13 protein-coding genes are annotated in these 13,022 nt (G+C 71.7%); 8 read left to right on the forward strand and 5 right to left on the reverse strand.

Annotation, left to right across the window (positions count from 1 at the left end; genetic code table 11):
- Window positions 1-79: 79 nt before the first annotated feature.
- Window positions 80-508, forward strand: a complete 429-nt coding sequence (locus tag OG439_RS43645) for a hypothetical protein (RefSeq protein ID WP_326946230.1) — start codon at window positions 80-82, stop codon at window positions 506-508.
- A gap of 1 nt (window position 509) precedes the next feature.
- Here the strand turns inward: OG439_RS43645 and OG439_RS43650 are convergent, their stop codons facing one another.
- Complete coding sequence (locus OG439_RS43650) at window positions 510-1,583, reverse strand: C40 family peptidase (protein ID WP_247060899.1); 1,074 nt, start codon at window positions 1,581-1,583, stop codon at window positions 510-512.
- Between the two features lie 81 nt (window positions 1,584-1,664).
- Here OG439_RS43650 and OG439_RS43655 point away from each other — a divergent pair, with 81 nt between their 5' ends.
- The 5 genes from OG439_RS43655 (at window position 1,665) to OG439_RS43675 (ending at window position 5,373) form a co-directional block, all read left to right on the forward strand.
- Complete coding sequence (locus OG439_RS43655) at window positions 1,665-2,465, forward strand: biotin--[acetyl-CoA-carboxylase] ligase (RefSeq protein WP_326946231.1); 801 nt, start codon at window positions 1,665-1,667, stop codon at window positions 2,463-2,465.
- Between the two features lie 85 nt (window positions 2,466-2,550).
- Window positions 2,551-3,117, forward strand: a complete 567-nt coding sequence (locus tag OG439_RS43660) for a PH domain-containing protein (protein ID WP_247060903.1) — start codon at window positions 2,551-2,553, stop codon at window positions 3,115-3,117.
- Window positions 3,117-4,046 carry a hydroxymethylglutaryl-CoA lyase gene (locus tag OG439_RS43665; RefSeq protein WP_326946232.1) on the forward strand — a complete coding sequence of 310 codons (930 nt, stop codon included), beginning with the start codon at window positions 3,117-3,119 and terminating at the stop codon, window positions 4,044-4,046. The genes OG439_RS43660 and OG439_RS43665 overlap by 1 nt, the downstream gene beginning before the upstream one ends.
- Before the next feature lie 104 nt (window positions 4,047-4,150).
- A complete protein-coding gene (locus tag OG439_RS43670; protein ID WP_442792258.1) occupies window positions 4,151-5,116 on the forward strand; it encodes a TNT domain-containing protein in 966 nt (321 codons plus the stop codon).
- A complete protein-coding gene (locus tag OG439_RS43675) occupies window positions 5,113-5,373 on the forward strand; it encodes a hypothetical protein (protein WP_247060908.1) in 261 nt (86 codons plus the stop codon). Before OG439_RS43670 ends, OG439_RS43675 begins: the two co-directional genes overlap by 4 nt.
- Window positions 5,374-5,437: 64 nt before the next feature.
- On the opposite strand, the gene OG439_RS43680 is transcribed toward OG439_RS43675, so the two are convergent.
- Window positions 5,438-8,686: a GH92 family glycosyl hydrolase gene (locus tag OG439_RS43680; RefSeq protein ID WP_326946234.1), complete on the reverse strand. Its 3,249-nt coding sequence runs from the start codon at window positions 8,684-8,686 to the stop codon at window positions 5,438-5,440.
- A gap of 472 nt (window positions 8,687-9,158) precedes the next feature.
- On the reverse strand, window positions 9,159-9,944 hold the full coding sequence (gene hisN, locus OG439_RS43685; protein WP_326946235.1) for a histidinol-phosphatase: 786 nt from the start codon (window positions 9,942-9,944) through the stop codon (window positions 9,159-9,161).
- A gap of 42 nt (window positions 9,945-9,986) precedes the next feature.
- On the opposite strand from hisN, the gene OG439_RS43690 reads away from it, so the two are divergent.
- Both OG439_RS43690 and OG439_RS43695 read left to right on the forward strand, forming a co-directional pair.
- Window positions 9,987-10,682, forward strand: a complete 696-nt coding sequence (locus tag OG439_RS43690; protein WP_247063947.1) for a response regulator transcription factor — start codon at window positions 9,987-9,989, stop codon at window positions 10,680-10,682.
- Window positions 10,683-10,685: 3 nt separating this feature from the next.
- Entirely contained in the window at window positions 10,686-11,969 is a 1,284-nt protein-coding gene (locus OG439_RS43695; protein WP_326946236.1) for an ATP-binding protein, read from the forward strand.
- Here OG439_RS43695 and OG439_RS43700 read toward each other — a convergent pair.
- The gene (locus OG439_RS43700) at window positions 11,966-12,370 is read right to left on the reverse strand and encodes a Pvc16 family protein (protein WP_326946237.1); all 405 of its coding nucleotides are present in this window, start codon (window positions 12,368-12,370) and stop codon (window positions 11,966-11,968) included. The two genes, OG439_RS43695 and OG439_RS43700, sit on opposite strands and share 4 nt — an antisense overlap.
- Window positions 12,371-12,373: 3 nt before the next feature.
- Window positions 12,374-13,006 carry a response regulator transcription factor gene (locus OG439_RS43705; protein WP_326946238.1) on the reverse strand — a complete coding sequence of 211 codons (633 nt, stop codon included), beginning with the start codon at window positions 13,004-13,006 and terminating at the stop codon, window positions 12,374-12,376.
- Window positions 13,007-13,022: the final 16 nt, after the last annotated feature.

Genomic DNA, 13,022 nt, shown 5'->3' on the forward strand with positions numbered 1-13,022 from the left:
GACAAAATCGGCCGGATGGCCATTCGTCCACGACCGGACGACCGATGTGACGAGGCCGGCGGCCCGCGAAGCTCGTCCCATGAACACGAGCACGAAGATGATCGGCGTCGGCGCGGCACTGGTGGTCACCCTGACCGGGTGCGGTCTCAAGGAAGGCATCGACGAGAACGCGAACGGGCACGTCAAGACCGTCGGCTACGACAGTGGCGCGGACGGCAAGAAGAACCAGGACGCGCGGCTGCCGGGCTGGGTGCCGGACCAGGCGAAGGGGGTCACCGAGGTCATCCGGACCACGGGATCCGAGCGGCTCCTGAAGTTCACGACCGCGGCACTGCCGCCGACCTGCGTGCTGGGCGCGCCCACGAAGACGGCGGCCACGCTGACCGCCGACTGGTGGCCGCGCGGCGCGGAGACCCGGACCGACCGGATCTGCGAGGACTGGCACGTCTTCGCCGCCGACGGCGCGGTCTTCGCCTACAAGCCGGAGACGATCGAGCAGAAGCCGTGACTCAGGCGGGGCGGCCCGCGCCCGCGTAGTCGTCGCCCTTCGAGTGGTACGTGTGGATCTGGATGGCCTGACCCTCGGTCGGCGCGTTGATCATCAAGCCGTTGCCGAGGTACAGGCCGACGTGGTGGATGCGGGTCGCCGGGCTGCCGTAGAACACCAGGTCGCCCAGGCGCGGCTCCTGAGACGGCGGGACCGCCGGGATCGCGCGGAACTGGCTGTCCGCCGTGCGCGGCAGCGCGACACCCGCGCTGTCGTACGACGCCTTCGTCAGGCCCGAGCAGTCGAAGCCGGCCGCGCCCGCGTCCGGGCCGTTGCCGCCCCAGACGTACGGGAGGCCGAGCTGGCCGAGGGCGAACCGGGCCGCCTGGACCGACGGGGTGCCCGCGCGGGCCGGGTCGAGCGAGAGCGTCGCGTACAGCTGGGCCGTGCCGAGCACGCGCTGGCGGAACAGCTCCGCCTCGCCGCCCGGGTGGTAGCTCGCGATCGCCTTCCACCAGCCCGCGCCGGCGCCGAGGTCGGTGCCGCCCGCGCAGAGCGACCGGCCGGCCGCGACCGACGCCGAGCTGGGGTCGTCCGCGGCAGGCTTCGCGACGCCCGGGATGCTCGCGCCGTACTTCTTGAACTGCGCCGCCGACAGCCCGAGCAGGCTCCCGCCGCCGCGGCCGTGGTTCGACGCGGCCGAGCCGACGCCGGCGAGCGTGACCCACGACAGGTGGCACGACGGGTCTTCGCCGCGCAGCGCCAGCTCGCCGTTGGCGTAGCCGATGAGCGCGTTCGCGGGGATGTCGAGGGGGCCGGCCAGCTGGTCGGCCCACTGCTGCAGCGGGGTCTTGCCGCCCGCGCCGGACGCGCCCTGACCCGGTTCCTGGGCCTTCACCGGTGCGCTCACTTCGAGGACCGACGGGCCCGACGCCGCGCCGGCGGCCGTCGGCAGCGGCGGTGCGGCGGCCGGTGCGGGCTCCGGGGTGCGGTCCGCCAGCAGCCAGCCCGCCGTGACCAGCCCGGCGACGAGCGGGAGCGCGACGAGGCCGCGCAGGGCCGCACCACGAGCCCAGGAAGTCGGCTTGGTCGTCACGGGGTCCAACTTAGAAGAGCGCACCTCTGTGTGAACGAGCGAGCGGCTTGCACGTTAGGGGGACTCCCATATGGTGGGCACATGCCTGAGATCGACGCCGCCCGCCTGAGCGCGGCGCTCAAGGACCGCTACGCGAAGATCGACGTCGTCGACACGACCGGGTCCACCAACGCCGACCTGCGCAAAGCCGTCGACGACGGCGCCGCGGACCGGACAGTGCTGCTGGCCGAGACGCAGACCGCGGGGGTCGGCAGGCGCGCCCGGACCTGGAGTTCGCCGAAGGGCGCGGGGCTGTACCTGAGCGTCGCGCTGCGGCCCTCCGGCGTGTCGTTCTCGGCGCTCGGGTCACTGTCCGTCGTCGCCGGGCTCGCCGTCCGCGCGGCCGCCGCCGGTCTCGGCGTCGACGCCGTGCTGAAGTGGCCGAACGACGTCCTCATCGGCGGCGCGAAGTGCGCCGGCATCCTCGCCGAGGCCGTCGGCGGCACGGACCCGTCGATCGTGCTCGGGATCGGGCTCAACGTCCTGCCGCTCGGCGACGTCCGGCCGGGGCCGGGCGGGCTGCCCGCGACGTCGCTCGCCGAGCACGGCGCCACGACCACCGACCGCACCGACGTCGCCATCGCGCTGCTCACGGAGTTCGACGACCTCGAACGGCGCTGGCGCTACGCGGCGGGCGACCTCACCGAAGCGGGCCTGCTCGGGGACTACCGCGCCCACTGCGCGACCCTCGGCCAGGACGTCGAGGTGCAGCTGCCGGACGGGACGTCCCTCGTCGGCCGCGCCGCCGACATCGACGCCGCGGGGCAGCTCCAGGTCGACATGGCGGGCGGTCAGCGGCACACCGTGTTCGCGGGTGACGTGGTGCACGTCCGCCCGGCCTGAAAGTTTGGGGCGTTGCACGTACCGGCCAGGCGTCTCGCCGGTACGGTGGGACGACACCGCCGCACCGACCTTGGGAGCGTCCGCCGTGGCTTATCCGGACGATTTGCTCAGCGAGCAAGAGCACGTCGTGGTGCACAGTCACCCGCACTTCAAGATGCTGATCTTCCCGACGCTCGCGCTGCTGGTCACCCTGGGCGCGGGCACCTGGCTCGCGATCCTCGCGAGGGACGCCGGCTCGCCGTGGAACACGGTCGGGCTGATCGCCATCGGGGTGGTCGCTCTCGTGCTGGTCGTGTGGCTGTTCCTCACGCCGTTCGTGCGCTGGCGCACCACCCACTTCATCGTGACGACCGACCGCCTCATCGCCCGTGAGGGTGTGCTGAAGCGCACCGGCATCGACATCCCGATGAGCCGCATCAACAGCGTCCAGTTCGAGCACGGCCTGCTCGACCGGGTCTTCGGCTGCGGCACGCTGATCATCGAGTCGGCGTCGCACGAGCCGCTGCGGTTCGAGGACATCCCGCACGTCGAGCGGGTGCACACGGTGATCTACCGCGAGGTCAACGACAACCCGAACGACGACTACCACGCGCCGGCGCCCCAGCAGACCGAGCCGTTGCCGCCGCAACCGCGCGGCGACCGACGACGCTGATGGGCACGCGTGAACTGGGCCTGCCGGAACGGGTCCCCGCCACGGGTGAGTTGCCGGAGCGGGTCACGATCTGGGAGGTCGGCCCGCGGGACGGCCTCCAGAACGAGAAGACGATCGTCCCGGTCGAGGTCAAGCTGGAGTTCCTCGACCGGCTCGCCGCCGCGGGCCTGACGACGCTGGAGGCGACCAGCTTCGTGCACCCGAAGTGGGTGCCGCAGCTGGCCGACGCCGAGCGGCTGCTGGCCGGGCTGGACCGCCGCGACGGCGTCCGCTACCCGGTGCTGGTGCCGAACGAGCGCGGCCTGGACCGCGCGCTCGAAGCCGGCGTCGAGCACATCGCGATCTTCGCGAGCGCGACGGAGACGTTCGCGCGCAAGAACCTCAACTCCTCGCTCGACGAGCAGTTCGCGATGTTCGAGCCGGTGGTCACGCGGGCCCGCGAGGCCGGGCTGGACGTCCGTGGCTACCTGTCGATGTGCTTCGGCGACCCGTGGGAAGGCGTCGTGCCGGCGAAGCAGGTCGCCGACGCGGGCCGCCGGCTGCTGGAGCTGGGCTGCACGCAGCTCTCACTCGGCGACACCATCGGCGTCGCGACGGCGGGGCAGGTCGAGACGCTGATCGGGCTGTTCGGCGATGTCGGTACTTTGGCCGTGCACTTCCACGACACCTACGGTCAGGCTCTGGCCAACACCCTCGCGGCGCTCCGATGTGGAGTGTCTACTGTGGATTCGTCGGCGGGCGGCCTCGGCGGCTGCCCGTACGCCGAGTCGGCCACCGGCAACCTCGCCACCGAGGACCTCGTGTGGATGCTGGACGGGCTCGGCGTCGCCCACGGCGTCGACCTGGCCGCCCTGGTGGCGACCAGTACGTGGATGGCGGGACAGCTCGGCCGCCCGAGCCCGTCCCGGGTGGTCGCCGCGCTGAGCTGACCTCGGTTGACCCGGCTGTGGCGGGGTGCGGTATCAAGGGGGACCGGCAGCGCCGCGGCCGCGTCGAAGAGTTCTGTGCCCGTGGGCACCGACCGAGCCGGAGGATGGGTGTGACCGAGCCTTCCGAGGCGGGCTCCGAGCCGGTCGAGGTCGACCTCGACCCGGATCTGGATACCGGGCCGATCCAGCTGCCCGGCTACGGCCTGACGGACTCGGGCGCGTTCGAAGAGGCGCCGACGCCGCCTTCGGGCAGCCCCGCGCCGTGGCCGCACGCGGTGTCGCCGCTGCTGCCGCCGTACCCGCTGCCCCCGGCCCCGCCGGCACCCGCCGGCCCGCCACCGCCGGTCGCGGGCCCGCCGATGAGCCCGGGCTCGCCCACGCCGCTGCCGCCGCTCGGCTCGCCGCGCACGGAACGGGAAAGCGTCGTCGCGCTGTTCCTGGTCCACATGTTCCCGATCGGGCACCTGCCGATCGCGATGGACAAGCCCGCGTTGCAGCTGCCGCTGCCCGACGACCCGGACGGCTTCCCGCCCAACGACCACCCGGACGCCCGGCTGATCTTCGACGACCAGGCCCTCACCAACGTCACCGCCGGGTTCCGCCGGTCGCCGACCGCGGCGCCGCTGCCGGTCCCGCGGTACGTCACCGCGGACTACGTGCCGTACGCGCACGCGACGCAGGCCGTGTGGATCCGCCGGTTCGTCCTCGGCGACGGCCCGCTCGGGCCCGAGTACGCCTGGCCGCCGGGTGAGCAGTACCCCGACGGCAGCCTGTACCGCGCGGTGCCGGTGATGGTCCCGGTCGACACCGTGCTCGACCGCTTCGGACCGGCGTACGGGCGCGTTTTCGCCGCCGACGGCACGCCGTTCGGGGAACGCTCGCTGCCACCGGGCACGCGCGACGCCGAGTACCGGCGGTACGTCGTGGTGCGCAAGGTGCCCATGTGGCGCTCGGAATCGGCGCACTGGTTCGGTCAGGTCGGCGGTGGCACCCGGTACCGGGCCCTGCTGGGAGCGGACGAACTCGTCACCCTCGGCTACCTGGCCGAGGCCAAGGGGGAGGACGCATGAACACGCAGTCGATCCAGCGCTGGCTCGGCGTGCTGGGGGTGCCGACCGAGGTCGTCTCGCTCGGCGCCGAGGTCGACAACGCCTGGTGCCTGATGCAGGGCGAAGACGGGGCGTGGGAGGTGTTCTGGCGCGAACAGGGCAACCGCTACGACTGGGCCCGGTTCACCAGCGAACAGGTCGCGTGCCACTACCTCTTCGGCCGGCTGGCCTGGGCGCAGGTCGCCCGCGGCGCCGTCGGCCTGCTGCCGGGCAAGTAGAAGTCCGTGAATGCCACATTGAGGGACACTTGGTCCCTCAATGTGGCATTCACGGCTTTGAGGCTCAGGACACGGCGTAGGTGAAGACGTGCGCGGCGCCGGCGCCGGTGGACGTCGGCAGGGTGATGCTGCGGACCTGCTTGGCCGGGTCCAGGACGATCGGCGCCGTCGCGAACAGGTACGACGTGTACGGCCGCGACAGCCGGAACATGTACCGCGGGAACGCGGAGTTCACGTACGGCACTTGCGCGACGACGGTGTTCCCGAACTGCGGGGTCTCCGTGCCGCCCTGGAGCAGCCACTCCGACAGGCCCAGCGCGCCCTGCTGCGTCGAGCCGTCGGTATAGGTGACGGTGACGCTGCCCTGCGCGTCACCGCCGGTCGCCGAGCCGAGGAACGACAGCTTCGTCGCGCCCGCCGGAGCCTGGACCGCAAGCGTTTGCCCCGCGGCGATCACGTTGTCCGGTGAGCCGGCCGGGCTCGACGGCCAGGTGAACTCCCGCACCTTCTCGCCCGGCTTGACGCCGCTCTTGGCCAGGCCCTGGGCTGAATAGGCGAACTGGCCGGGGTAGAGGTCCGTCTCGCCGAAGTCGCCGTACTGGACGAACCGGTCGTCCGTGACGCCGACGTTCGTGTTCGCCGCCTGCATCGTCCCCGGCTTCCCGACGGTCACCGGCAGGTACGACGGCAGCTGCCCGCCGAACTCCACCGGCACGCTCGCGTAGGCGTCCGGCGTCCCGGCCGCGGCGGTGACCTTCACCTGCTGCGACGCCGTGCCGTGAGCGCCCACCGTGAGCGTCCCGCTCGACGGCGTCACGGTAATCCCGGCCGGCGGCTTGGCGTGCCAGGTCACCTGGCCCGACCCGGTGATGCCCTCCGCCGTCACGGTGGCCGCCGTCGCCGCACCACCGGGCGCGACGACGATCCGGCCCGGGCCGACGCGGCCGCGCACCGGCACCTCGCCGTCGCGGAAGGACGGCGGAGCGTCCGAAGCGCCGGAACCCCACGACGTCGGCGACGCGCCGAGCGTGAAGTCCAGCCGGCCGCCGTTCACCGCGAACGACTCCGGCAGCCACGGCTTCGTGCTCGCCTTCCCGTTCACCTTCAGGCTCTTCACGTACTTCACCGAGCTGGACGCGCCGGGCGCGGTGATCGTGAGCCGCTGCCCGGTCGCCCGGGTGAGCGTGATCTTCGGGAACATCGGGCTGGCCAGCACCATCTCGGCGCGCCCCGGCGCCTCCGGGTACATGCCGAGCGCGGCGAAGACGTACCACGCCGACGTCGCGCCGAGGTCGTCGTTGCCGGGCAGGCCGTCCTCCGTCGGCTTGAACAGCAGCTCCGCCGAGCGGCGCACGATGTCCTGCGTCTTCGACGGCGCGCCCGCGTAGGCGTACTCCCACGGCACCTCGAACGACGGCTCGTTCGACATGAACGCGTACGGCGAACTGGCGTCGCTGTTCAGCTTGGTGAAGAAGAAGTCGAGGCGCTTCTTGACGGCGTCGTCGCCGCCCATCGCGTCGAAGAGGCCGCGGACGTTGTACGGCACCATCCACGTGTACTGCGCCGCGTTCCCTTCCTGGTAGCGCATTTCCTGGTACTCCGCGGGATCGAACGGCGAGAGGAACTGGCCGTCGCGCATCCGGGTCTGCAGGTAGCCGGTGGCCGGGTTGTAGACGTTTTCCCAGTACTGCGCGCGGGTCATGAACTGCTGGTAGGTGTTCTTCTGGCCGAGCCGCTGCGCCAGCTGCGCGATGCCGAAGTCGGCAGTCGTGTCTTCGAGCATGTCGGAGACGTTGTTCGGGTGGTAGCCCAGTGTCTGGTAGTCGGACAGACCGGGGCGTTCGAGGGCGCGTTCACCGGCCTGCTGGACGCGGGTGGCGCCGGTGACCATCGACTTCAACGCCTGCGCGGCGTCGAAGTCCGTGGCGCCGAAGGCGTACGTGCTGGCGATGATCGAGTGGTAGGGGTCGCCGCCCATCACACCCATGAAGTCGTTGTTCTGCGACCAGCGGTCCCAGACGCCGCCGGCCTGGTTCGCCTGGTTGAGCATGGACTGCGCCATGTCGGCGGCCTCGTGCGGCGCGAGCATCGACAGCAGCTGGACCTCGTCGCGGTAGGTGTCCCAGCCGGAGAAGTTCGCGTACTGCGCGTGGCCCGGTTTGGCGCGGTGGATCGCCTTGTCGAAGCCGGGGTAACGACCGTCCACATCGGAGAAGACGTTCGGTTGCAGGAGCGTGTGGTAGAGCGCGGTGTAGAAGGTGCGCGTGGCCGCGTCCGTGCCGCCTTCGACGGCGATCTGGTTCAGGCGCGCGTTCCAGCTCTGGCGGGCCTTGGCCTTGACGGTGTCGAAGGAGTCCTGGCGCTGCTCGGTCTTCGCGTTGAGCCGCGCACCGTTGGCGTCCACATAGGACAGTCCAACGCGGACCTGGACCGGCTTGGCCGGGTCGAAGCTCAGGTAGGCGCCCGCGCCGCCGTCGGGGGTGACGACCTGCTTGTCCCAGGTGTCCTTGCTCAGGTCGCCGCCGCGGGCGGTGGTCGCACCCGGCGTCACGGCGGCGTTCTGCCAGGTGCCGGACGTCGTGAACGGCTGGTCGAAGGAGGCGGTGAAATAGACCTTGTAGGTGTTGGGGCCGCGGCAGAAGTGCCCGCTCGACACCCAGCCTTCGACGGTCCGCGTGGCCGGGTCGACCGTCACGGACGCATCGTCGCTGCCCATCGCGGACTGGGCGACGTCGATCAGGAGGGTCGCGGGGGAGTTCTTCGGGAAGGTGAACCGGCCGAGGCCGGAGCGCTGCGTCGCGGTCAGCTCGGTGGTGATGCCGGAGCCGGTGGTGACCTTGTAGTAGCCGGGGGACGCGGACTCGTCGGCGTGGCTGAAGGTGGGGAAGTACCGGGTGGCGTCGACCGCGGGCGACGTCGTGATGTTCCCGGCGAATGGCAAGAACGGGATGTCGCCGGCCGCACCGCCGCAGCCGGCGCCGTTGAAGTGGGTGAGGCTGAAGCCGCGGAGCTTGTTCTCTTCCCAGGCGTAACCGCCGTCGCGGTCGCGGGCGTAGTACCGGCCCTGCCCGGCGGGCGGCTTGGGCTGCAGGGGCGTGTCGGGGCTCCACTGGACCATGCCGAAGGGGACGTCGGCGCCGGGGAAGGTGTCGCCGGCGTAGGTGTTGGTCTCGGGCGTGTCGCCGGCCTTGGCGCCGACGAAGGGATTGACGTAGGCGGCGAGGTCCTTGGCGTGGTCGGGCTCGGCGTAGGCGGGGGTGGCCACGGCTGTGATGAGGGGAACGATCAAAGCCGCGGTGACGACTCTGCGCATGCTCTTCCTCCCGGGGTGAGCGGGTCACCGCAGGGGTTGACAACGTTGTCAGAAAGCAGGGGTGACCCGGCGAGCACTGGGAGTGAATCACCGGCGGTTCAGGCCGGTCAAGAAGTGCCCGCCAAGCGGCCTATCCCGTCAAGTCGTTCCGAGGCGAATCGACTGCGGGCAGAGTTCACCGACGAGCTGTACGACGGGTACCGCTACCTGGCGAGGACGATCAACTACCGCGCCAAACAGTTCCTGGAGATGGTCAACTCTGCACAGCGGTGTCGGAGCCGCCCCTCGCTTCGTGAGCGCGACGCGTCGGACGGCTTCACCAGGCTTTGGTAGGAGAAGAAGCTCGATCGAAGCGTCCGTTCTGCGCTCCGAGTACGCCCCCGCTGTCACCGACGCCGAGCGGGACACCGCGCGCCGACGTCTCATCGAGCACGGCTTCGACGTGGGAAGGATCTCCTGAACAGAGCCCGGGTCAACGCTTGAGGATCCCCAGCACGTCGTCGTGCAGGAGGCCGTTCGTCGACAGTGCGCTTCCGTTGTCGTAGCGGCCCGCGCCGTCCAGGTCCGAGAAGCGGCCGCCCGCTTCCGTGACGATCACCTGCGCCGCCGCGACGTCCCACGGGTTCACGATGCACTCGGCCGCGACGTCCATCGCGCCCTCCGCGACCAGGACGTGCTGCCAGAAGTCGCCGAACGCGCGGGACTCCCAGCACGCGTCGAGCAGGTCCAGGTACTTCTCACGCGAGTGGTACTCACGCCACGAGTTCACGTCCGTGGTGGACACGTAGGCGTCCGAAAGGGAGGAAACGCCGGAAACCGACAGCTGCCGGGTCCCGGCAGAGTCCGAAGAGAACGCTCCCGAACCCGTAGCCGCCCACCAGCGGCGGCCCAGCAGGGGCGCGCAAATCATGCCGACGACCGGGTCGCCGTCGACCACCAGGGCGATCAGGGTCGCCCAAACGGGTACACCCCGCAGGAAGTTCTTGGTGCCGTCGATCGGGTCGAGCACCCAGGCCCGGCCGGTCGCGGCCGAGCCGCCGCGCTCCTCGCCGAGCACGGCGTCTTCCGGCCGCTCCGCAGCCAGCACCGCGCGGATCGCGTCTTCGACGGCGGTGTCCGCGTCGGTCACCGGGGTGCGGTCGGGTTTGCGCTCCACCCTCAGGTCCAGGGCGCGGAAGCGCGCCGTCGTGATCGCGTCGGCGGCGTCAGCCAGCCGGGTGGCGAGGGCCAGATCATCTCCGTAGCCAGGCACGGTCACGATGGTTTCACGCCTCCCCGCCGTAGAGTTGGCCAGGTGAGCATGGTCCTACTCGCCGAAGACGATCCGGCTATCGCCGAACCGCTCTCCCGCGCCCTCGAACGTGAGGGATACGAGATCCACGTCGTCACCGACGGCCCTTCGGTGCTCGACGCCACCGCCGCCCAGCGCGTCGACCTGCTCGTCCTGGACCTGGGGCTGCCCGGGATGGACGGGCTGGAGGTCTGCCGGCGCCTCCGGGCCAACGGCACCGAGCTGCCCGTCCTGATGCTCACGGCCCGAACCGACGAGGTCGACTTCGTCGTCGGCCTCGACGCGGGGGCCGACGACTACGTCGCCAAGCCGTTCCGGCTGGCCGAGCTCCTCGCCCGGATCCGCGCGCTGCTGCGCCGCCGGGTGCCCGAGGTGCTCGAGGCCGGCGGGGTCCGGATGGACCTCGGCGCCCGGCTCGTGACCGTCGACCTGCACGAGGTGCAGCTGGCGAACAAGGAGTTCGAGCTGCTGCGCGTCCTGATGACCCGCGCCGGGCAGGTCGTCAGCCGGGACGAGATCCTCGCCGAGGTGTGGAACGACCTCGAGTCGAAGACGTCCAAGACGCTCGACATGCACATGTCGTGGCTGCGGCGGAAGCTCGCCATCGCCGCCGACGAGGCCGCCGGGCGCACCAGCAAGACCCACGACGGCGAACGGCGGATCGCCACGGTCCGCGGCGTCGGCTTCCGCTTCAACGCCGAATAAGCCGTGCGCCGCCGCATCCTGCTGGCCATCCTCCTCGCCGTCGCGGTCACCGCGGCGGTGCTCGGCATCCCGCTGGGCATCGTGGCGAGCTGGCAGATCGAGTCGAGCTACCGCGAGACGCTCGCGGAAAACGCGCGCGCCGCGGCGGCGATCCTCGACACCGAGATCGCGAACGGCCAGGACATCGACCTCGACCAGGTGCGGGCCGCGGTCCCGGTCAACGGCCTGCTGACCGTCCGCGCCAGCAACCAGATCGAGAAGCGCTACGGCAGCGACCCTGGCGCCGACACCGTCACCGAGACGGCCGACCTGGCCCGCGACGGCAAGGTCGAGATCGCCGTCCCGGCCGGCCCGATGCACGAGCGGCAGACGACGGTGACGCTCGTCGTCATCCTGTTGGTGCTGCTGTCGATCACCACCGGCGCGGTGGTGGCGCTGGTGACGGCGCGGCGGCTGGCCAAGCCGCTGCGGCACGTCGCCGAACGCGCGTCGCGGCTCGGCGGCGGCGACTTCCGGCCCGACCCCAGCCGCTACGGCGTCGGCGAGCTCGACATGGTCGCCGAGGCGCTGGACGCGTCCGGCACCGCGCTCGCCCAGCTCGTCCAGCGGGAACGGCAGCTGGTCGGGGACGTCTCGCACCAGCTGCGCAGCCGGCTGACGGCGTTGCAGCTGCGGCTCGAACCGCTCACCGTCCACCCGGACGGCGAAGTGGCCGACGAGTCGAAGGCGGCCCAGGAGCAGGCGGACAGGCTCGCCGAGGCGCTCGAAGGGCTGCTGGCGGCCGCGCGCGCCGCGCGTGAGGTCGGCGCCGAACCCGTCGACCTGCCGAACCAGCTGCCCAAGATGGCGCAGGAGTGGCGCGAGCTGCTCCGCTCGGAGGGCCGCAACCTGCGGATGCGCGTCGCCGACGGCCTGATGGCGCGGGCCACGCCCGGGCGCCTGCGCGAGGTCATCGGCGTCCTGCTGGACAACGCGCTGCGCCACGGCTCGGGCACGGTGAGCGTGGTCGCCCGCCGCGGTGACGCCGAGGGCACGGTGGTCGTCGAGGTCAGCGACACCGGTTCCGGCGTCCCTGACGAGCTGGCCCCGCACATCTTCGAACGCGGTTTCTCCGGCGGTGGCTCCACCGGCGTCGGGCTGGCGCTGGCCCGGGCCCTGGTCGAGGCCGACGGCGGCCGGCTCGAGCTGTCGAACCGCCGTCCGGCCGTGTTCAGCCTGTTCCTCAAGGTCCCCAAGCCGAGCGACGTCCCCGAGGTGCGCTGGCCCGCCGAGCGCGTCCCGCGTTAACCGATGTCGGCCGTCACGAGCAGGACGAACCCGGCTCGCGCGGGCATGCCGAGGCTCGTCCACAGCTGGGCCGGATCGGTCGCGCCCAGCTCCACCCGCAGCGGCGATTCCGCGCTGAGGACGGCGTTCAGCGCGGCGTCGAGCAGGTCGTGCTCCTCCCGGACCGCCCCGGCCCGTGCGGTGACGAGGTAGGAAAGCGCGCAGCGCCGGGCCGCGCGCTTCCCCTCCCTCTCTTCTTCCGCCCCGACGGCGTCGCGCAGCGCGAAGAGGAACAGCTCCACGCTCCGTACCTGCGACTCCGTCTGCCAGGTCGGTTTCGGCGGATCGAGCCGGATCTGCGTCCCCGCGGGCAGGCAGGGTCGCAGCAGCTGGCACAAGGCGTCGTCGACCTGGGCGATCATGGGTCAGATCAGCCCTTCGCGGAGGGCGTAGGCGACCGCGTGCGACCGGTTGCGCAGCTGGAACCGGTTGGTCACGTCGTGCAGGATGCTCTTCACCGTGCGCTGCGAGTAGCTCAGCCGGTCGGCGATCTCCTGCGTCGAATACCCGGCCGCGACCAGGCGCAGCACCTCCGTCTCGCGGTTGCTCATGCCGCCCGCGGACAGGCCGCGCGGCTCGAGCACCTGGCGCTGCAGACGGGACACCCGGTTCAGCAGCCGGCCGAGCAGGTCCGGCGGCAGGGCGCCCTCGCCGGCCGCGGCGGCCTTGATCAGCCGGACGAGCACCTCCGGGCCGGCGTCGGCGCGGCGGGCGACCGCGCAGACGCCGTGCTCGACGGCGCCCAGGACCTCGTTGTCGTCGACCTCGCCCGCGACCAGCACGATCCGGGTGAAACCCTGGTGGTGCAGCGCGGACAGCAGCCGGGTCATCGGCTCGTCGAGCCGGTCGGCGACCAGCAGCGCGACCCCGGCCGACGCCGCCGGGTCCCCGTCCACCACCCGGACGTCGGCACGCGAACGCAGCGCCACGCAGACGCCGTTGTGCAGGATCGGATCGGTGGCACGCACCACCACCGGCGTCCGGTCGGATTCGAACATCGCCCCCCATTCCCCT

It is taken from the genome of Amycolatopsis sp. NBC_01307, from assembly GCF_035975215.1.
Classification (GTDB): Bacteria; Actinomycetota; Actinomycetes; order Mycobacteriales; family Pseudonocardiaceae; genus Amycolatopsis.